General features: G+C 65.9%; 18 protein-coding genes. 9 read left to right on the forward strand and 9 right to left on the reverse strand.

Annotated elements, in window-relative coordinates:
• Positions 1-244 precede the first annotated feature (244 nt).
• Complete coding sequence (locus AC3A6M_RS11045) at positions 245-3,097, forward strand: TonB-dependent receptor domain-containing protein (RefSeq protein WP_487852769.1); 2,853 nt, start codon at positions 245-247, stop codon at positions 3,095-3,097.
• Positions 3,098-3,203: 106 nt separating this feature from the next.
• On the forward strand, positions 3,204-3,797 hold the full coding sequence (locus tag AC3A6M_RS11050; protein ID WP_487852770.1) for a GDP-mannose pyrophosphatase: 594 nt from the start codon (positions 3,204-3,206) through the stop codon (positions 3,795-3,797).
• Between the two features lie 104 nt (positions 3,798-3,901).
• On the opposite strand, the gene AC3A6M_RS11055 is transcribed toward AC3A6M_RS11050, so the two are convergent.
• The gene (locus AC3A6M_RS11055; protein ID WP_487852905.1) at positions 3,902-4,738 is read right to left on the reverse strand and encodes a branched-chain amino acid aminotransferase; all 837 of its coding nucleotides are present in this window, start codon (positions 4,736-4,738) and stop codon (positions 3,902-3,904) included.
• 171 nt (positions 4,739-4,909) lie between these two features.
• Between AC3A6M_RS11055 and AC3A6M_RS11060 the strand changes: the two genes are divergently transcribed.
• Together AC3A6M_RS11060 and cls are read left to right on the forward strand one after the other, a co-directional pair.
• Entirely contained in the window at positions 4,910-7,012 is a 2,103-nt protein-coding gene (locus tag AC3A6M_RS11060) for a site-specific recombinase (protein WP_487852771.1), read from the forward strand.
• Positions 7,009-8,391, forward strand: a complete 1,383-nt coding sequence (gene cls / locus AC3A6M_RS11065; RefSeq protein ID WP_487852772.1) for a cardiolipin synthase — start codon at positions 7,009-7,011, stop codon at positions 8,389-8,391. Before AC3A6M_RS11060 ends, cls begins: the two co-directional genes overlap by 4 nt.
• 147 nt (positions 8,392-8,538) lie before the next feature.
• On the opposite strand, the gene AC3A6M_RS11070 is transcribed toward cls, so the two are convergent.
• From AC3A6M_RS11070 to AC3A6M_RS11080, 3 genes are read right to left on the reverse strand one after another with little or no spacing between them, the layout of a single operon-like run.
• Positions 8,539-9,375, reverse strand: coding sequence for a metallophosphoesterase family protein (locus AC3A6M_RS11070; protein WP_487852773.1), 837 nt, complete (start codon positions 9,373-9,375; stop codon positions 8,539-8,541).
• Positions 9,350-10,312, reverse strand: a complete 963-nt coding sequence (locus tag AC3A6M_RS11075) for a diacylglycerol/lipid kinase family protein (protein ID WP_487852774.1) — start codon at positions 10,310-10,312, stop codon at positions 9,350-9,352. The genes AC3A6M_RS11070 and AC3A6M_RS11075 overlap by 26 nt, the downstream gene beginning before the upstream one ends.
• Positions 10,309-11,040 (reverse strand): phosphatase PAP2 family protein, encoded by a 732-nt coding sequence (locus AC3A6M_RS11080; protein ID WP_487852775.1) that lies wholly within the window; start codon positions 11,038-11,040, stop codon positions 10,309-10,311. Before AC3A6M_RS11080 ends, AC3A6M_RS11075 begins: the two co-directional genes overlap by 4 nt.
• A gap of 150 nt (positions 11,041-11,190) precedes the next feature.
• Here AC3A6M_RS11080 and AC3A6M_RS11085 point away from each other — a divergent pair, with 150 nt between their 5' ends.
• From AC3A6M_RS11085 to AC3A6M_RS11100, 4 genes are all read left to right on the forward strand, one after another.
• The gene (locus AC3A6M_RS11085) at positions 11,191-11,403 is read left to right on the forward strand and encodes a hypothetical protein (protein WP_230029527.1); all 213 of its coding nucleotides are present in this window, start codon (positions 11,191-11,193) and stop codon (positions 11,401-11,403) included.
• Positions 11,404-11,506: 103 nt separating this feature from the next.
• The gene (locus AC3A6M_RS11090) at positions 11,507-12,529 is read left to right on the forward strand and encodes a sulfate ABC transporter substrate-binding protein (protein WP_487852776.1); all 1,023 of its coding nucleotides are present in this window, start codon (positions 11,507-11,509) and stop codon (positions 12,527-12,529) included.
• 319 nt (positions 12,530-12,848) lie between these two features.
• Complete coding sequence (locus AC3A6M_RS11095) at positions 12,849-13,883, forward strand: SDR family oxidoreductase (RefSeq protein ID WP_487852777.1); 1,035 nt, start codon at positions 12,849-12,851, stop codon at positions 13,881-13,883.
• Between the two features lie 28 nt (positions 13,884-13,911).
• Complete coding sequence (locus AC3A6M_RS11100) at positions 13,912-14,952, forward strand: SDR family oxidoreductase (RefSeq protein WP_487852778.1); 1,041 nt, start codon at positions 13,912-13,914, stop codon at positions 14,950-14,952.
• A 148-nt stretch (positions 14,953-15,100) separates the two neighbouring features.
• On the opposite strand, the gene AC3A6M_RS11105 is transcribed toward AC3A6M_RS11100, so the two are convergent.
• Positions 15,101-15,538, reverse strand: a complete 438-nt coding sequence (locus AC3A6M_RS11105; protein ID WP_487852779.1) for a hypothetical protein — start codon at positions 15,536-15,538, stop codon at positions 15,101-15,103.
• A 49-nt stretch (positions 15,539-15,587) separates the two neighbouring features.
• Positions 15,588-16,538, reverse strand: coding sequence for a porin (locus AC3A6M_RS11110; RefSeq protein ID WP_487852780.1), 951 nt, complete (start codon positions 16,536-16,538; stop codon positions 15,588-15,590).
• Positions 16,539-16,751: 213 nt separating this feature from the next.
• Here AC3A6M_RS11110 and AC3A6M_RS11115 point away from each other — a divergent pair, with 213 nt between their 5' ends.
• Entirely contained in the window at positions 16,752-18,089 is a 1,338-nt protein-coding gene (locus AC3A6M_RS11115) for an alpha-amylase family glycosyl hydrolase (protein ID WP_487852781.1), read from the forward strand.
• Positions 18,090-18,104: 15 nt separating this feature from the next.
• On the opposite strand, the gene AC3A6M_RS11120 is transcribed toward AC3A6M_RS11115, so the two are convergent.
• Genes AC3A6M_RS11120 through AC3A6M_RS11130 form a run of 3 tightly spaced genes read right to left on the reverse strand, consistent with a single transcriptional unit; the run spans position 18,105 to position 19,130 of the window.
• Positions 18,105-18,515 carry a hypothetical protein gene (locus AC3A6M_RS11120; RefSeq protein ID WP_487852782.1) on the reverse strand — a complete coding sequence of 137 codons (411 nt, stop codon included), beginning with the start codon at positions 18,513-18,515 and terminating at the stop codon, positions 18,105-18,107.
• A gap of 19 nt (positions 18,516-18,534) precedes the next feature.
• Complete coding sequence (locus AC3A6M_RS11125; protein WP_487852783.1) at positions 18,535-18,792, reverse strand: hypothetical protein; 258 nt, start codon at positions 18,790-18,792, stop codon at positions 18,535-18,537.
• 8 nt (positions 18,793-18,800) lie between these two features.
• On the reverse strand, positions 18,801-19,130 hold the full coding sequence (locus AC3A6M_RS11130; protein ID WP_487852784.1) for an ArsR/SmtB family transcription factor: 330 nt from the start codon (positions 19,128-19,130) through the stop codon (positions 18,801-18,803).
• Positions 19,131-19,218: the final 88 nt, after the last annotated feature.

Raw genomic sequence — 19,218 nt, forward strand, 5'->3', positions numbered from 1 at the left:
CATAGCTTTCTCCTATGAGAGCGTGCGCCCATGCATAAGGTATTCTTATGCATACGTTCCAAGACAAGCTTCTCTGCATGGCCTTATTACCGGTATTTATACCCGTTGTAATATGCACACAAAATCACGCATCCAATTTGACTGTTTAGTATTGGAAATGGTCTGATCCTCCCCCTTGGCCGGCCCCGACCTGCCGAGGTTGAAAAGAGAAGCCCCGGCTTCGAGATTAAGTATTGGAGAGATTTTGACTAAGCAACTCGCAGTAAAGCACAGCGTCCTCGCTGTGGCCCTCACCCTGGCAGCACCCGGTTTCGTGTTTGCACAGGCCGACCAGGCCCCGATGCAAAAAGTCTACGTGACCGGTTCGAACATCAAGCGCGCCGACAAGGAAGACTCGTCGCCGATCACCGTGATGACCGCCAAGGAAATCACCGCGACGGGCGCCAACACGGTCGCCGAACTGCTGCACAACATCCCGGCCTTCGGCTCGGGCACTTCGAACGACATCCTGAACGACAACGGCTTCTCGAAGGGCGCCTCGACCGCCTCGCTGCGCGGCCTGGGCTCGTCCTCGACCCTGGTCCTGCTGAACGGCCGCCGCATCGCCGCCGCCGCCTACGCCGACCCGAACAACGGCAAGTCGACCGTGTATGACCTGAACAGCATTCCGGTGTCGGCCATCGCCCGCGTCGAAGTGTTCAAGGATGGCGCTTCGGCCGTGTACGGCTCGGACGCGATCGCCGGCGTGATCAACTTCATCACCAAGGACGACTACCAGGGCGCCGAAATCTCGGCCTCGACCTCGGCCAACGACGACGGCCAGTTCAACCGCAACAACGTCAACGGCGTGTTCGGCTTCGGCGACCTGGAAAAGGACCGCTTCAACGCCCTGCTCAGCTTCGACGTCTCGAAGCGCGGCCACACCGGCATCAAGGACGTCAAGGACATCGAGCAGGACCAGTACTCGGCGATCAACTACCGCCTGAACGAGTACGGCAGCTACGCCTCGAACAACCCCTTCATCTTCCGCGAACTGACCGCCGGCAAGGGCAACTTCTCGACCAGCGCCGCCAACGGCCAGTACGTCAAGAACAGCACCGCCGGTTGCGCGGGCAAGGTCATCACCGGCGGCGCCCAGCACGGCATCGCCCCGACCTCGATGCTGTACGGCCGCGAGTTCTGCAGCTTCGACGTCGCCGACTACTACGAAGCGCAATCGAAAGGCACGGACGTCAACCTGCTGTCGAAGTTCACCGTCAAGCTGGGCGCGAACCTGACCTCGTTCACCGAAGTCGGCTTCTCGCGCGTCGAGCGTGAATACGTCGGCCTGCCGAAGACCATCTCGTCGACCGCGCCGACCACCGTGTTCCGCGTCAACGGCCTGCCGACCAGCTACCAGCTGCTGCTGCCGTCCGGCCACCCGGACAACCCGTTCACCGGCTACCGCGCAGCGGCCGTGTTCCGCTTCGCCGGCACCGACGCCGGCGCCGAGAACGTCAACAAGACCTACCGCTTCCTGACCGGCCTGAAAGGCACCGCCGGCGCCTTCGACTGGGAAACCGGCCTGCTGTACAACCGCGCCGAGCGCAGCGACCTGGGCCACGGCTACCTGTACCGTCCGGTCATCGACCGCATCGTGACCGAGAACCGCACCATCGCCGCCACCATCGCCGATCCGAACGCGGTCCGCGACGTCAACAACAGCGGCTACTCGCAAGTCACCCAGTTCGACGCCAAGGCCTCGACCTCCTTCGGCAAGCTGGCCGGCGGCGAGATCGGCCTGGCCTTCGGCGGCGAAATCCGCCAGGAAAAACTGGGCCTGACCTCCGATCCGGAACTGGCCAGCGGTAACATCATCGGCCTGTCGAACTCGGTGCTGGCCGGCCAGCGCGTGGTCAAGTCGGGCTTCGTCGAACTGCGCACCCCGTTCACCAAGACCTTCGAGATGGACTTCGCCGGCCGCTACGACAAGTACCCGAACGCGAAGAGCTTCGTGCCGAAGGTCGGCGCCAAGTGGGAAGCGACCGACAAGGTCACCTTCCGCGGCAGCTTCGCCAAGGGCTTCCGCGCTCCGGCGCTGTCGCAGGTGGCGCCGGGCGGCGTGCAGTCGTTCAACAACAACTTCGTCGACCCGATCCGCTGCCCGGATGGCAAGCACCCGGTGGCGGGCGCCGACCAGCTGGATTGCGCACGCAGCATCTCGTCGGTGTCGACCCCGAACCCGAACCTGAAGAACGAAACCTCGAAGAGCTACTCGTTCGGCGCGATCATCAACCCGACCAAGAACGTCGACCTGCTGATCGACTACTACCGCATCCGCAAGGAAAACGAGACCGCGCTGCTGTCGTCGACCTTCGTGGCCGAGCACCCGGCCCTGTACCCGGGCCTGGCCGTCCGTGACGCCAACAACCTGGTCGATGCGAACGGCAACGTGATCCCGAATTCGGGCCAGCTGCTGGCGATCAACCGCACCTTCGTGAACCAGGGCAGCACCGACACTTCGGGCATCGACTTCGAAGCCGCGCACCGCCTGAACCTGGGCGAGATGGGCCGCATCACGACCCGCCTGAACTACACCTACGCGCTGACCTTCAAGCGCGCAGAGCGTCCGGGCGAAGTCGCGCACAACCTGGTCGGCACCGCCGGCGGCTATGCGGACTGGGCGACCTCGGTCGGCGACATCCCGCGTCACCGCCTGAACATCGCCTCGACCTGGACCCGCGGCGACCACTCGGCGACCCTGTCGGCCGACTACGTGTCGTCGGTCTCGCTGATGCGCGTCTGGGACAACGACGTGACCTACCCGGTGCCGTACTGCCACTACGGCGCCGGCCAGCCGGCGGGCGCCTACTCGCTGGGCGGCCTGGCCAACTACGGTTACTCGAACCCGGACTGCAACGTCGACGAATGGCTGACCTTCGGCGCCGCCTATTCGTACACCGGCTTCAAGAACTGGACCCTGTCGGCGAACATCAAGAACCTGTTCGACACCAAGGCCCCGTACGATCCGCGTTATCCGAACGAAGGCTTCGACAGCCAGCTGCACAACGGCATGGGCCGCTACTTCCGCCTGACCGCGTCGTACAAGTTCAAGTAATCGCTGCTTGAACGCTCAGCATGAGCGAAAGCCGCCCCGCGCAAGCCGGGCGGCTTTTTTCATGGCCGCGGTGTATGCTCGGCTGACATCTTGATCAGGAGACGCCATGGCTGAAGACAGGATCCGCATCGTCGGCGAGGAGATCCTCTCGGACGACTATTACCCGCTGAAGAAAGTCACCTACGAACAACGCCGCGGCGACGGCAGCTGGCAGGAGCAGCAGCGTGAAATCTACGACGCCGCCAGCGGCGCCGCCGTGCTGCTGTACAACCGCGAACGCCGCACGGTGGTGCTGACCCGCCAGTTCCGGCTCGGCGCGCGCCTGAACGGCAGCGACGGCTTCCTGCTGGAAGCCACCGCCGGGGTGCTGGACGGCGCCCCGCCCGAACAGCGCGTGATGACGGAGGCGCGCGAGGAAACCGGCTACGAGATCGCGCACCTGACCCCGGTGATGCAGCTGTATCCCAGCCCCGGGGCACTGACCGAACGCATCCACCTGTTCGTGGCCGAATATGACCCGGCGCGGCGCTGCGGTCCCGGCGGCGGCAAGGCCGAGGAAGGCGAAGACATCGAGGTGGTCGAACTCGACTTCGACGACGCCCTGGCGCTGGTCGACACCGGCGGCATCGTCGACACCAAGACCGTACTGCTCCTGCTGCACCTGGAACGCAAGGTACTGGGCCGGCACGAAGCCTCCTGATTCTTTATCCTAAATCAAACCGGGGTCAGACTCCGGATTTTGGAAAGAGCCTTCAGGCAGTTTCCAAAAACGGGAGTCTGACCCCGGTTTGGGGCAACGCAAACTCAGGTGGTTTCGGTGAACGCCATGTACAGGTCGCGCGCCTGCTTTGCCACCGGGCCGGCCGGCAGTTCGCGCGATTCGTAGCGGATGCAGGGCGTGACCTTGCCGTAGTTGCCAGTGCTGAAGATTTCGCGCGCGGTGTCCAGTTCTTCCGGCTTGACGATGCGCTCCTCGACCGTGATGCCGGCGTCCTTCAGCAGCGCGATCACGCGGGCGCGGGTGATGCCGGCCAGGAAGGTGCCGTTCAGGGCCGGGGTGACCACGGCGCCGTCGTGCGTGACCAGGAACAGGTTCGAGGACGCGAACTCGGCCACGTTGCCGGCCATGTCGAGCAGCACCGCGTTGTCGAAGCCGCGCGTGCGGGCGTCGCGCAGGGCGCGCGCGGTGTTGGCGTACAGGGCCGAGGCCTTGGCGTCGGTCGGGGCCATGGTCGGCTGCGGGCGGTGCAGCTCGGACAGGCAGGCCGAGAAGCCGGCGAACGGCGGCAGCGGCGCGTCGAACAGGGTCAGGGCGAAGCCGGCCTTTTCCGGCACCGGGATCAGGAAACCTTCGGAGGCGAACACCAGCGGGCGGATGTACAGCTCGGCGTTCGGCGGGAACTTCGCCACGCCTTCGCGCACCAGCGCTTCCATCTGGTCCCCCGACAGCGGACAGGTCAGGCCCAGCTTCTCGGCCGAATCGATCACGCGCTGCAGGTGCGGGCGCAGGTCCGGCAGGTGGCCCTGCAGGGCGCGCGCGCCGTCGAAGACCGAAGAACCCAGCCACACGCTGTGGTCCATCGCGCCGAACAGCGGCGTATTCCCTTCGGCCCATTCGCCGTTGTAATAAGTCAGGTATATGGCTTTTCCCTAGGTGTATGAATGCGATGACATAGCCCAACAAGTGTACCGCAGCGGCAGGGCCGGCGCAGCGGCCGGGGCCGCTCGGTACGGTGGCGTACACAGCCCCGGCATGTCCGCGAGTACACTACGGTTTCCGGGCAGTCCCATCGCCCAGCACTGTAAGTATCCATGCTCGCCATCCTCGAACGTCTCGATCCGGACAGCGACCAGATCGACCTGCTGGTCGACCTGGTCGACAAGCTGCGCCCGCGCCGCGCGCAGGACGCCGCCTATGCGCGCGCCCAGGTCCGCACGCTAACCCGGCTGCTGAAAGGCGCTCCCGAACACGCCTGGGCGCTGCGCCGCTACATCACGACCCTGCTCGAGACGCGCCGCCACACCAGCCTGTACTCGGACGTCGGCATCCTGTCGAACGACGGCTTCTTCACCGAACTCAAGAAGCGCATCGCCTACCGCGTCCTGCCGCCCGCGCTCGACGAGCACTACCTCTCGGACACCCTCGACCGGCTGCTGTGCCGCGAGGACGACTACCAGTGGATCGCCGCGGTGCCGAACGCCGACTGGCTCGAACTGTTCGACACCGTCTCGAACGCCCCGCCGCCGGCGGATGCGACGCCGGACCGCGCGCGCCACGTCACCGTGCTGGGCCTGCTGGACGCGATCCGCACCCTGTCCTGCCGCGTCTGCGCGCTGGGCCTGGAGCCGCGCCTGATCCACGCCCACATGGAGATCGAGGAAGTCGATTCGCCCTTCCTGATGCAGAACATCGAGGCGAATCACTACCTCGACCAGTACGGCCGCCTGATGGCCGGCGAGATCGACCAGATGGAAGATGCGCGCCACCTGCTGGTGATGCTCGACCAGTGCGAGGAAGTGGTGCTGAAGGTCCGGCGGCGCGCGCTGGCGGCCGGCACCAGCGTGTCGCTCACTTACCTGCTGCTGGCGATCACGCAGAGCATCGACCGCCTGCGCAAGCTGCTGTTCCTGGTCGACGTCAGCGGCGGCTTGCCGAGTGCGCCGACGATCGACCTGGAGGCGCTGGCCGAGGAAGCGAGCGCGCCGTCCGAGCCGCCGACCACGCTGCGCCGCGCGGCCGCGATCTCGCTGGCCCAGGAGCTGGCCGAAGCCCACAACACCAAGTACCAGGTGCGCGGCCTGGTGCGCGACAACATCGACCTGCTGGCGCGCAACGTGACCGAAAACGCCAGCCGCACCGGCGAACACTACATCGCCGAGCGCCGCACCGACCTGCGCCAGATGTTCAATGCCGCGGCCGGGGCCGGGATCATCATCAGCTTCATGGCGATGATCAAGATCCTGCTGTCCTACCTGCACCGCGCGCCCCTGATCGAGGCCGCCCTGTACAGCATGAACTACTCGCTCGGCTTCATGCTCGTGCACGTGCTGCACTTCACCATCGCCACCAAGCAACCGGCGATGACGGCCGCGCGCATCGCCGCCACGCTGCACGAGAGCGACCAGAAAGGCCGCGGCCACCGCCAGGCCGACGTCGACAGCATGGCGGCGCTGGTCAACAAGGTATTCCGCACCCAGGTGGTGGCGGTGCTGGGCAACCTGGCCACCGTGATCCCGTTCTCCTTCCTGATCGCGCTCGGCTACTGGTACCTGAGCGGCCACCACCTGGTCAGCCCGGACAAGGCGCGCCACCTGATCCACGACAGCCACCCGTGGGAATCGCTGGCCCTGCTGCACGCGGCGATCGCCGGGGTCTGGCTGTTCGTGTCGGGCCTGGTGTCCGGCTACTACGACAACAAGGCTTTATATACCCGCATGGGCCGGCGCGTGCAGCAGCTGCATGGCCTGCGGCGCCTGCTGGGGAAAGAAAGACTGGAGCGCTTCGGCGCCTACATCGAGGACAACCTCGGCGGCCTGATGGGCAATGCGGTATTCGGCATCCTGATGGGGGTGACGGCCACCATCGGCTTCCTGCTCGGCCTGCCGCTCGACATCCGCCACGTGACCTTCTCGTCGGCCAACTTCGCGATCGGCTTCGTCGGCCTCGATTACCAGGTCGGCTGGGAGACGATCGGCATCACCGCGCTGGGCATCGCCCTGATCGGCATGGTCAACCTGCTGGTCAGCTTCGGGCTGGCGCTGTGGGTGGCGCTGCGCGCCCGCAAGATTCGCTTCTACCACGGCTTCCGGCTGCTGCGCGCGCTGGGCCGGCGCCTGCGCGCGGCGCCGCTGGACTTCTTTATCGGACCCAAGGAATACGGGGACATGAGCGAGCAAATGAGAGGATACGAATGAGCTTCCCGCGCCTGCAATCCTGGCTGGTCGGCCTGAGCCTGGGCCTGGTCCTGATCTCCTGCAAATCCCTGCCGGAGGTCGATCCGGTCGCCTCCGCGAAGGCCAATCCCACCGTCGCCGGCACAAAGGGCACGCTGGCGCCGAAGCAGGCCTCGGCCCTGGTGTCGAAGCGCTGGGCCAACGCCACCGCCGACCTGAAATCCCTGGCCGTGCTGGAAGAACAGGCGACCGGCGTGCCGCTCATCGCCGGCAACCGCGTGATGCTGCTGTTCGACGGCCCGGCCACCATGCGCGAAATGATGGCCGCGGCGCGCGCCGCCACCAGTTCGATCAACCTCGAGACCTATATCTTCGACCAGGACAAGGTCGGCATCGAGTTCGCCGACCTGCTGATCGAGAAGCAGCGCCAGGGCGTGCAGGTCAACATCATGGTCGACGCGGTCGGCGCGATCGCCACCCCGGCCGACTTCTTCGAGCGCATGCGCGCGGCCGGGATCCGGGTCCTGATCTTCAACCCGGTCAACCCGGCCAAGGCCAAGGGCAACTGGGACCTGAACAACCGCAACCACCGCAAGCTGATGGTGGTCGACGGCAAGGTCGCCTTCACCGGGGGCATCAACATCAGCTCCACCTACGCCAACAGTTCGCTGTTCCGCTCGCGCTACCGGGCCGACAACGTCGACGGCTCGAAAGTCGGCTGGCGCGACACCCACGTCAAGATCGAGGGCCCGGCGGTCGCCCCGCTGCAATGGACCTTCGTGAACCTGTGGGTGCAGCAGGAAGGCGGCGAACTGCCGAAGGCCGATTACTTCCCCACCCTGTCGCCCGCCGGCGACAAGCTGATCCGCGTCCTGGCCGGCAATCCGGAAGGCGACTCCGACATCTACAAGGCGCTGGTGGTGGCGATCACGGAAGCGAAGAAGAGCATCCACATCACCTCGGCCTATTTCGTGCCCGACCAGCAGATCGTCGACGCCCTCGCCGCCGCCGCCAAACGCGGCGTGGACGTCAGGCTGGTGCTGCCGGGCGTGTCCGACCACAGCCTGATCCGCTACGCCGGCCAGGGCTTCTACGACCAGCTCCTGAAGGCCGGTGTGAAGATCTTCGAGCTGCAGGTCGCGGTGCTGCACGCGAAGACGGCGGTGATCGACGGCGCCTGGTCGACCATCGGCTCGGCCAACATCGACCGCCGCAGCTTCCTGCACAACTACGAACTGAACGTGGTGGTGATGGACCCGGCCTTCGGACGCGACATGGAGAGCGCCTTCAACGAGGACCTGCGCGATTCGAAGGAGGTCACCCTGGAGCGGTGGAAGCACCGGCCGTGGAAGGACAGGATCCGGGAGTGGGTGGCAAGGCTGGGGGAGTACTGGATTTAAGCCCGGTACCTTTGCTCCGTCGTCCCCGCGAAGGCGGGGACCCAAGTTTGCACGCGTTACGCCTGCTCGTGCAGCTTGGGTCCCCGCCTGCGCGGGGACGACGTTGAAGGCGCGGAGCGACGCCGGCGCGGAGCGACGCCGGCGCGGTTAAATCCCCGCCGCCAGCATCCCCTCGTTCACCTCGGCCCAGACATTCCCGCTCCGCATGAACTTCTCCGTCGCCAGCAGCTGGAACTGCTTGTGCACGGAATCCCAGCCGTAGCGGTCGACCTCGATCTTCTGCGACTCGATCCGGATCACGTTGAAGGAATTGACCTCGCCGCGGCCGCGGGTGGAGGTTGCGGTGCCGGCCTGCACCACCAGCGCCGCGTACTCGCTGATCTTGTAGCGCGCCTGGGTGTTGCCGGCGTGGCTCTGGTGCAGGTGGCCGGCCATCAGCAGGTCGACCCCGACGTCCGCGAACGCGTCCATCGCCATGTGCGCGCGGTCGACCAGGTCGTCCTCTTCGGCGCCCTTCGGCAGGTCGAAGGGATGGTGGGTGACCACCACGCGCGTGACTTCCTGCGGCAGGCCGGCCAGGGTCGCGCGGATCTTCTCGACCTGTTCCTTGTTGACCCGTCCGTCCTTCCAGGTCAGGGAGCGCGCCGTGTTCACGCCCAGCACCGCAATCTCGTCGTCGATGTAGACCGGATCGAGGTCCTCGGTGATGTAGCGCTTGTAGCGTTCGAGCGGCAGCACGAAGCGGCGGAACACGTTGTACAGCGAGATGTCGTGGTTGCCGGGGACGATGATCTGCGGGCCCGGCAAGGTGTCGAGCCAGGCCCGTGCTTCCTCGAACTGCTCGCTCTTCGCCCGTTGCGTCAGGTCGCCCGACACCACCACCACGGTCGGGGCGATCTTGTGGACCAGGTCGCGCAGCGGGCCGAGCAGCTCCGGATCGACGCGGCCGAAATGCAGGTCAGAGAGGTGAACGAGTGTGCGCATGGTTGTCCGTTTCCTTTTCCATTGTCGTTGTTGTGGTGTCGATTGTCGCAGCCGGCACCAGCACCGTCAGTGCGCCAGGCCGCACCCGGTAGCGCAGCGGCGGATTCATGAGCGTGACTTCGCCATCGGTGGCGACGTGCAGGTGCTTGTGGTGGGTGTCGATCTGGAAGCTGGCGGCTTCCAGCACGTCGAAGTCGCGCTCGCTGCCGAGCTTGCCGAGCAGGGCGTCGAAGGCGAAGCGCAGCAGGCCCAGGCGGGTCGGGTGCTGGGCCACGTAGAGGCTCAGCAGGCCATCGTCGAGACGGTCGCGCTCGCCGATCGCCAGGCCCTGCATGGTGTAGCGGTTGTTGCCGATGAAGACGAAGGGCGTGCGGCGCGCCAGCGTTTCGCCGCCCACCGTCAGGCGCATCGACAGGAAGGGATAGCGGCGCAGCGCGGCGACGGTCGCCCACAGCGCCGCCGGCCACTTGCCGCGCCCCAGGCGGCGCTGCTGCTTCTCGCGGTCGCGCACGATGTCCGGGTACAGGCCCAGGCTCGAATTGTTGAGGAAGACGCGGCCGTTGACCTCGCCGACATCGACCTGGCGCGGCCTGCCTTCGGCGAGGTTGCGCACCGCCTCGTCCAGGTCGAGCGGGATGCCGAGGTCCTTCGCGAAATGGTTCAGCGTACCGAGCGGCAGCACGCCGAAGCGCACCCCGCTGCCCGCCATCACGGAAGCGACGGCGTTGATGGTGCCATCCCCTCCCCCGGCCACCACCAGTTCGGCCCCGCCTTCCAGCGCGCGGCGGGCGGTGGCGATCATCTCCTCGCCGTCCTTGGCCAGCACCAGTTCGGCGTCCAGGCCGGCATGCGCCAGCTTGGCGCGCAGCTCGGCGGCGGCGCTGTCGTCGTGGCCCTGGCCGGCGCCGCCGTTGACGATCACGGTGACGGGCTTCATGCCGCTACCTCGCGCCCGCGCGCCCGCGCGATGCGGCGCCGCTGCAGGGTCGATATCGCCGTGATGCAGACCGCCAGCCAGGCCGCGCCTTCCGCGGCGGCGGCCAGTACGTCGGACAGATAGTGCACGCCCAGGTACATGCGCGACAGCGCCACCAGCATCACCATCAGGCAGCAGGCCGTGATGACGGCGGCGCGCCTCGGCCAGCCCGGCACGCGGCGCACCAGGTAGCAGGCGACGAGGCCGTAGAACACGGTCGCGGCCGCCGTGTGGCCGCTCGGGAAGCTATAGGTCGTCAGGGTCAGCAAAGGATCCTCCAGGGTGGGACGCGCGCGCCGGAACACGTGCTTGAGGGCGACATTCAGCAGCATCCCGCCGGGCACCGCCACCAATACCACGACCAGCCAGTAATGCGCCTTGCGGTACCAGAACCAGACCGCCAGCAGCGCGCCCATGATGCTGGAGCCGAGGATGCCGTTCCAGTGCGTGATGAACAGCATGGCGTCCGTGAAGCCGGCGCTGGCGTGGGCGCGGAACCAGTGGGCCAGGCGGACGTCGACCAGGGTGATGGTGTCGCCTTCGACCACGTCCTCGGCGATCTCGCCGAAGGCCCAGGCCGCGCACAGGATCAGGACCACCCCGATGGTGAAGTGGATGCCCATCTCGCCTTCCGGGGAGAAGCGGGCGGCAAGGAAGCGGTGCAATCGGTCCGGCAGGTGTTTCAGCATGCAGCTCCTTTGTGTGCGTTGGCGAAAAAACTACAGTTGCGAAATAGAACTGGTTTTTTGTACAGTAACTGTGGATTTATACAGTAGTTGTGATATTCTGAATGCACTTGAGCAAGACTTTGAATAACACCAATCGAAAAAGGGATCCTCATGACTACTCTGAACAGCTCCTTCGGCATGGAATACGCACCGACCCCGTTCCTGGTCCGTCTTGGCCGCCGCGAGATTCTCGTCACGCGTGATTTCCGCAAGCGTTTCTATGCAGTCAACCCCATCATCGAATTCGACACCGGCGTCGTGCCGGGCCACCTCGAAGTGCTGCTGTTCCGCCGCTGGTTGCTGATCCTGTCGAAGGCGCATTGAAAAGCGCTCCATTAAAAAGCGCATAAGGTTGTTCGTTTAAATTCGTTTTCTTTCGCTGGGCAGGACCCTACGCTAGGGCATCCTCACTGTTCGAAAGAAAACGATGTTCCATAAAAAAATCGCCACTGCGCTGGCCTTCGCGCTGTTTACCGGCCTTGCCCTGGGCCATTCCGCCGCCCTCGCCGCGGACATCACCCTGCTGAACGTGTCGTACGACCCGACCCGTGAGCTGTACCAGGATTTCAACCAGGCCTTCGCCCGCCAGTGGAAGGCGAAGACGGGCGACAACGTCACCGTCAAGCAGTCGCACGGCGGCTCCGGCAAGCAGGCGCGCTCGGTGATCGACGGCCTGTCCGCCGACGTCGTCACGCTGGCGTTGGCCTATGACATCGATGCTATCAGCGAACGTGGCTTGATCGCGCACAACTGGCAGCAGCGCCTTGCCCACCGCAGCGCGCCGTATGCCTCGACCATTGTGTTCCTGGTCCGCAAGGGCAACCCGAAGCAGATCCGCGACTGGGCCGACCTGGTCAAGCCGGGCGTGTCCGTGATCACGCCGAACCCGAAGACCTCGGGCGGCGCGCGCTGGAACCACCTGGCCGCCTACGGCTACGCCCTGCGCCTGCCGGGTGCGACCGAAGCGACGGCGCGCGATTATTTGGCCAAGCTGTACAGGAACGTGCCGGTGCTCGACTCCGGCGCGCGCGGCGCCACCACCACCTTCACCGAACGCGGCATCGGCGACGTCCTGCTGGCCTGGGAAAACGAAGCCCTGCTGGCGGTGAAGGAACTCGGCCCGGACAAATTCGAGATCATCGCGCCCTCGAGCAGCATCCTGGCCGAACCGCCGGTGGCCGTGGTCGACAAGGTGGTCGACAAGCGCGGCACCCGCGCCGTGGCCGAAGCCTACCTGCAATACCTGTACAGCGCCGAAGGCCAGCAGATCGCGGCCAGGCACTACTACCGCCCGGTGGTCGAGCCGTATGCCAAGCAGTACGCGGCACAATTCCCGGCCATCAAGCTGTTCACGATCGACGAGGTGGCGGGCGGATGGACCAAGGCGCAGAAGGCGCACTTTGCGGATGGTGGGGTGTTCGATCAGATCTATCAGCCGGGCAGGAAGTAAGAAACCCGGTCGCCCCCGCAACCTTTACCGTCGCCCCCGCAACCTTTACCGTCGCCCCCGCAACCTTTACCGTCGCCCCCGCAACCTTTACTGTCGCCCCCGCGACCTTTACCGTCGCCCCCGCGAAGGCGGGGGTCCAAGTTCTGCATGCGTTTCGTTAGCGCACACACCCTTGGATCCCCGCCTGCGCGGGGACGACGTATTTGAATCGCGGGGACGACGTATTTGAATCGCGGGGACGACGTCTTAAAAAAATGACTTGAAATCCCGGTTAGGAGCACGATTGTCGTGTTCACAAGCCAAACAAGAGGAGCAAGTCATGTCAGTGCAATTACGCAAGATCGACGAGCAGGTGATGGTCATCACCGGCGCCACCAGCGGCATCGGCCTGACCACCGCGCGCATGGCCGCCGAGCAAGGCGCGAAGCTGGTGCTGGCAGCCCGCAACGGCGAGGCGCTGGACACGCTGGCCAGCGAGCTGCGCCTCAAGGGCGGCAAGGTCGCCACCGTCACGGCGGACGTCGGCAAGCCGGAAGACGTCGAACGCATCGGCGCCACGGCGATGGAACGCTTCGGCCGCATCGACACCTGGGTCAACAATGCCGGCATCTCCATCTTCGGACGCAACGAGGACGTGGCGCTGGAAGACATGCAGCGCCTGTTCCAGACCAATTACTGGGGCGTGGTGCACGGCTCGCTCGAAGCCGTCAAGCACATGAAGACGCGCGGCGGCGGCGCCATCATCAACCTCGGCAGCGAACTGTCGGACCGCTCGATCCCGCTGCAGGGCCTGTACGCGGCCTCCAAGCATGCCGTGAAGGCCTTCACCGACGCCCTGCGCATGGAACTCGAGAAGGAAGGCGCGCCGCTGTCGGTCACCCTGATCAAGCCGGCCGCGATCGACACCATGTTCACCGTGCACGCGAAAAACTACATGGAGAAGGAGCCGGCCCTGCCGCCGCCGATCTACGCGCCGGAGATCGTCGCCCGCTCCATCCTGTACGCGGCCCAGCATCCGAAGCGCGACGTGTTCGTCGGCGGCGCCTCGAAGGCCATCTCGTCGGCCGGCTTCGCCATGCCGCGCGCGCTCGACAAGGTCATGAACGCGACGATGTTCAGGCAGCAGCAATCCGACCAGCCCAGCGCCCCCGACCGCCGCGACGCCCTGCACCAGCCCGACCCGCACAACGCGCTGCGCCAGCGCCAGGGCATGGACGCCCACGTGGCCGAGCACTGCCCCTACACCGCGGTCTCGCTGCGCGCGAACAAGATCATGCCCGCCCTGCTGGGCGCCGGCGCCCTGTTCGCCGCCTGGAAGCTGGCGCGCCGCCCCACCCTGCGCAGTGCCTACTGAATGCAAAAAGAATAGGAGAGAAGCAGCCATGTCAGTCAAACTCAAGAAACTGAACGAGCAAGTGATGGTCCTCACCGGCGCCACCAGCGGCATCGGCCTGGTGACGGCGCGGGCCGCGGCCGAAGCCGGCGCCAGGCTGGTGCTGGCGGCGCGCGACGGCGATGCGCTGGACACGCTGGCGCACGAGATGCGCCAGCGCGGCGTGGAGGCGGTCACGGTGGCGGCCGACGTCGGCAACCCGGCCGATGTCGAGCGCATCGGCCAGGCGGCGATCGAGCGCTTCGGCCGCATCGACACCTGGGTCAACAATGCCGGCATCGGCGTCTACGGCAGCCAGGAACAGACCTCGCTGCAAGACATGCAGCGCGTCATGGCGACCAATTTCTGGGGCGTGGTGCACGGCAGCCTGACGGCCGTGAAACTGATGAAGCAGCATGGCGGCGGCGCCATCATCAACGTCGGCAGCGAAGTGTCGGACCGCGCGGTGCCGCTGATGGGGACGTATGCGGCGTCGAAGCACGCGGTGAAGGCCTTCACCGAATCGCTGCGCATGGAACTGGAAAAGGACCAGGCGCCGCTCTCGCTGACCCTGGTCAAGCCGGCCAGCACCGATACCCCGTTCACGGCCCACGCGAAAAACTACATGGAACACGAGCCCGACCTGCCGCCGCCGGTCTATGCGCCGGAGCTGGTGGCGAAAGCCATCCTGCACGCGGCCGAGACGCCGGAACGCGACCTGTTCGTGGGCGGCCGCGCGAAGCTGGTATCGACGCTCGGCGCCGTGCTGCCGCGCCCGCTCGACGGCCTGATGCGGGCGACGGCGTTCCGCCAGCAACAGCAACCGGACCAGCCGAACCGCCCGGACCGGCGCGATGCCCTGTACGCGCCCGATCCGGCGCGCGAACTCCGTCAGCGCAACGACCTGCCGCACAAGACCGCCGAACGCAGCCTGTACCAGGCCTACCAGTTGCGCTCCACGCCCGTGAAGACAATGCTGGTGGGCGGGGCGCTGCTGGCGGCGTGGGGACTGATGCGGCGGCCGGCACCGCGGAACGTGTGGCACGCCTGATGGAACCGTGGGCACGAGGTGCCCACCCTACGCTTTACCGAACACGCGCCCCGTAAGGTGGGCACCACGTGCCCACGCGGACGTGCGCATTACGCCCACCAACGAAAACGGGCGGTTCGCACCGCCCGTTTTTTCGTCCTGCTCCCGCTTACTTGCCGGGCGCCGGTCCGCGCGGCGGCTGGCTGCCGAGAAAGTCCACGTCCTCGTCGGTCAGCGGCAGGTTCGGGATCGACTCGATGTGGTCGGTGTCGATGTCGTTGCCGTCCTTGACGCGCAGGTCGCGGCCGGCCGCGGCGCGCTCGCCGGTGCCGCCGAAGTCGCTGTCGCTCTCCAGGTTCGGATCGCCCATGTCGGCGCCGGCGCTGTCGTGGGCATAGCTTTCCTCGTTGTCCGAGGTCGTGCCCTTGTCCAGGTCCAGCATCTGGTCGGGGTCGAGGTTGGCCGCGAAGCCCGGGCCGCCGACGACGTCGCTGCCGCTGTCGGTCACGTCGCTCGGGCCAAGGGCATCGACGCCGTGGCCTTTGCCAAGGCTACGGTCTGGTGCGCCCGGGAAGTTATCCGGGTCAAGTGTGCTCGAGCCAGTCATATATCCTCCGATTCAATGCAATAAGTCATAAGGTCAGGCTACCCCAAATTCAAAACGCATGGCGCATGCCGACGTTCACTGCGGAACTTCCGCTGGGGTGCACGCCGCTGATCAGCAGGCCGTTGCCGTTGGTGGTCACGGTGCGCGAGATCGCCGCGTAGAAGTCGGTCTTGCGCGACACCACGTAGCTGGCGCCCACCGCGAACTGCCGGGCGTCGCGGTTGGCGGGGTCGCGGTCGTTCTTGCGGATGAAGGACGCCAGGAAGGTGGTCGAGCGCGTCATCGGCACCGCCACGCCCACCAGGGTGTCGCGGCTGTCGGTCGAGGACGTGCTGGCCACCCCGGCGCCGTAGGGGTTGTCCGGGTTGTACAGGGGCGAACTGCCCCAGCCGCGATTCGCCGCATAGGCCGCATAGGCGGTGCCCCAGCGCATGCGCAGGTTGGCGGCGATCAGCGAGTTCTTCGCATCCATGTTCGCGCCGGCCAGGTCGTACAGGTGGACCTGGGCCACGTGGCGGTTCTGGTGCGCGGCGCGCAGCGAGAAGGCGCCCATGTCGACGCCGACCGTCATGCCCCAGGCGCGGTCGGCCATCGGATCGCCGCCAAGGGTATCGACGGTCCAGGATGCGCCGGTCGAGAGCTGTCCGCTACGGCTGCTGTAATAGCGCACGTTGTCGTTGGCGCGCAGGCCGTTCGCCGCGACCAGGTTGCTGGCCTTGCCGGCCGTGCCGGTATGGAAGGGATCGCCGACATCGGCCACGCTCAGGTATTCCAGGTTGTACTGGCGGCCCAGCGTGAAACCCTCGACGTCCCCGAACGGGGACTGGAGGTCGAGCTGGCCGTAGGCGTGGCGTGGCGGCGTGGCCCAGTCCGCGCTGTGGTTGCGGCTGGGCACGCCGGTAAAGACGGCGATGTCGTGTCCTCCCCCGGCCGCGTCCTGTGCGAACGCGAACCGGGCGGCTCCACAGAATACGATGGCGATGATGGGCGGCGTCTTCATGGCTAATCCTCAGTACGCTTACACAGTAGCCCGTCTTTACTCCCCTGCTCTGTCCAAAATCGCACAAAGGGCGCAAGAACTTGGCTCGTGTCCTTGTCGGCGTATTCCGACGTGGCAACTTGCACCGGTGGCGCTCTCGTCCTAGGCATCGAGCCCTTTCCGGTATAGAATCGGCAAACCAGTATGTAACTAAACTACAGGAAAACGACGATAATGAGACAACTCACCCGTACTCTTGCTACAGCCACCCTGGCACTGAGCGGCGTCTTCGCCGCGTTCCCCGCCCTCGCCGCCGATGCGGCGGTGGCCCCGATGACCCACGTGGCCTGGTCGAGGAATGCCAACATCTACGAAGTCAACATCCGCCAGTACACGAAGGAAGGGACGTTCAAGGCCTTCGCCGCCCACCTGCCGCGGCTGAAAAAGATGGGCGTGGACATCCTGTGGCTGATGCCGATCCAGCCGATCGGCGAAAAGAACCGCAAGGGCACGCTGGGCAGTTACTACGCGGTGCGCGACTACACCGCCGTGAATCCGGAATTCGGCACCCTGGCCGACTTCAAGGACCTGGTGAAGCAGGCCCACGGCCTCGGCATGAAAGTGCTGATCGACTGGGTCGCCAACCACACGGCCTTCGACAACCCCTGGACGGTCGAGCACAAGGACTGGTACCTGCTGAACGAGAAAGGCGAGATCTTCCCCGTCACCTACACCGAGGGCGCGGAGCCGGAGTACTGGACCGACGTGACGGGCCTGGACTGGTCCAAACCCGGCTCGGGCCTGTGGAAAGGCATGACCGATGCGATGACTTACTGGGTGCGCGAGACCGACATCGACGGCTTCCGCTGCGACGTCGCGGGCAAGGTGCCGACGCCGTTCTGGAACCAGGCGCGCGACGCCCTCGACCGCATCAAGCCGGTCTTCATGCTGGCCGAAGCCGACAAGCCCGAACTGCACGAGCACGCCTTCGACATGACCTACGGCTGGGACACGAAGGACCTGTTCAAGGATATCGCCAAGGGCAAGAAGGATGCGCGCGCGCTGAAGGAATTCCTGGCGCACCCGCCGAAAGCTTTCCCGCCGGGCGCCTACCGCATGCGCTTCACTTCCAACCACGACGAGAATTCATGGGCGGGCAGCGACGTCGAACTGTACGGCCCGGCCTTCAAGGCGATGGCGGTGCTGGCCGCCACCCTGCCCGGCATGCCGCTGATCTACGGCGGCCAGGAAGCGGGGCTCGACAAGCGCATCGAGTTCTTCGAGAAGGACCCGATCCAGTGGAAGAGCTACCCCTACGCGCCCTTCTACGCCGGCCTGCTCAAGCTCAAGCACGACAACCCTGCGCTGTGGAACGGCCAGTACGGCGGCGCCGTCGAGGTGCTGGACACCGGCAACGACAAGGTCTTCGCCTTCCAGCGCAAGCGCGACGGCAACACGGTGAAGATCACCGTCAACCTGTCGGATGCGCCGCAGAAGTTTGCGCTGGCCGGCGGCAAGCAGCAGCTACTGCCTGCCTGGGATTACCGCATCGAACCCATCAAGGGACGCTGATCCCGTCCCGGCGGCTCAGGCGCTGGCGCGCCAGCGGTCGCCGGGTTTCATGAAATAGTGCGCGAACACATAGCGCCAAGGCACCACGAGCGGGATCAGCAGCGCGAAGGCGCAGGCGAAGGCATTCGCCTGCGTCGCCGCGTCCATCTGCCCGCTTTGCCAGGCCGGCAGCCCGACCGCCGCCAGCCACACCATCTTCCACACGAATTCCCACAGCAGCACGGGCAGCATCTGCAGCGGATAGCGCAGGCCGAACAGCGCCAGCGTCCAGAAGGCGACCAGCATGCAGTTGACCACGCCCTGCATCAATTCCCAGGGTCCCTGGTGGCGCAGGATCCCGGGCCAGATGAACATGCCGAAACCGGCGACGATGAACAGGTACATCGCGCGCAACAGGTACAGGCGGAACAGCGATACCTCGTTCATGACAGCCTCCTTGGATTGATCATTCGACCTGCTTCAGGATCTGCTCGACGCTCGCCGTGCGCGATTCCAGCCTGGCCAGCGTGGCGCTCATGGCGGCCAGTTGCGCCGCGGTCTCCGCCTGCGATTGCGCGGCCTGGGCCGCCAGCTGGCGATAGGCCTCGTCTTGCGCGGACTTCGCCCGGGCCTGCAGCACGGCCGAGACATGCCGGATGGCGACCACCAGCAGCACCGTCAGCAGCGGCAGGCACAGGGTCAGCAGATAAACGTCTTTGGACATGGCAACCTCTACTCTTCCTTGTTGTTCAGGGTCTTCACCGCTTCGGCGATGAGGCCGGGGGCCAGCGGCAGCGCGAAATCCGCCACCTCGAAATAATTCAGCGCCTTGCCGTCCGCCGACAGCTCCAGCTTGCTGGTGACCAGCCCGGCCTCCGCCAGCTTCTGCAGATGCAGGTGCAGCAGCGGGCGGCTCAGGCCGATGTCGCGCGCCAGCTGGCTCACGTAGTTGCGTCCGCCGGTCGCGAGCGCGGCGACGATGCGCAGCCGGTGCGGACTCGCCAGCGCGGCCAGCACGGCCAGCAGACGGTCGCCGTCGATGGATTCGTTTTCGTCTTTCACGTGTCAATAATTCCTTACACGTGAAAACAAGTCAAGCGAAATCGTGCCGTCACAGCTTGCCGGCGATTCGTCCCACGGGGCTTGCCCG

It is taken from the genome of Telluria sp. Soil_C_11 (genome assembly GCF_057657395.1).

Bases quoted from the DNA above. Each gene is read 5' to 3' on its own strand.
- AC3A6M_RS11110 (WP_487852780.1), bottom strand. From the start codon at position 16,538: ATGAAGACGCCGCCCATCATCGCCATCGTATTCTGTGGAGCCGCCCGG.
- AC3A6M_RS11070 (WP_487852773.1), bottom strand. From the start codon at position 9,375: ATGCGCACACTCGTTCACCTCTCTGACCTGCATTTCGGCCGCGTCGAT.
- AC3A6M_RS11120 (WP_487852782.1), bottom strand. From the start codon at position 18,515: ATGAACGAGGTATCGCTGTTCCGCCTGTACCTGTTGCGCGCGATGTAC.
- AC3A6M_RS11090 (WP_487852776.1), top strand. From the start codon at position 11,507: ATGTTCCATAAAAAAATCGCCACTGCGCTGGCCTTCGCGCTGTTTACC.
- AC3A6M_RS11105 (WP_487852779.1), bottom strand. From the start codon at position 15,538: ATGACTGGCTCGAGCACACTTGACCCGGATAACTTCCCGGGCGCACCA.
- AC3A6M_RS11050 (WP_487852770.1), top strand. From the start codon at position 3,204: ATGGCTGAAGACAGGATCCGCATCGTCGGCGAGGAGATCCTCTCGGAC.
- AC3A6M_RS11125 (WP_487852783.1), bottom strand. From the start codon at position 18,792: ATGTCCAAAGACGTTTATCTGCTGACCCTGTGCCTGCCGCTGCTGACG.
- AC3A6M_RS11115 (WP_487852781.1), top strand. From the start codon at position 16,752: ATGAGACAACTCACCCGTACTCTTGCTACAGCCACCCTGGCACTGAGC.
- AC3A6M_RS11100 (WP_487852778.1), top strand. From the start codon at position 13,912: ATGTCAGTCAAACTCAAGAAACTGAACGAGCAAGTGATGGTCCTCACC.
- AC3A6M_RS11080 (WP_487852775.1), bottom strand. From the start codon at position 11,040: ATGCTGAAACACCTGCCGGACCGATTGCACCGCTTCCTTGCCGCCCGC.
- AC3A6M_RS11060 (WP_487852771.1), top strand. From the start codon at position 4,910: ATGCTCGCCATCCTCGAACGTCTCGATCCGGACAGCGACCAGATCGAC.
- AC3A6M_RS11075 (WP_487852774.1), bottom strand. From the start codon at position 10,312: ATGAAGCCCGTCACCGTGATCGTCAACGGCGGCGCCGGCCAGGGCCAC.
- cls (WP_487852772.1), top strand. From the start codon at position 7,009: ATGAGCTTCCCGCGCCTGCAATCCTGGCTGGTCGGCCTGAGCCTGGGC.
- AC3A6M_RS11095 (WP_487852777.1), top strand. From the start codon at position 12,849: ATGTCAGTGCAATTACGCAAGATCGACGAGCAGGTGATGGTCATCACC.
- AC3A6M_RS11085 (WP_230029527.1), top strand. From the start codon at position 11,191: ATGACTACTCTGAACAGCTCCTTCGGCATGGAATACGCACCGACCCCG.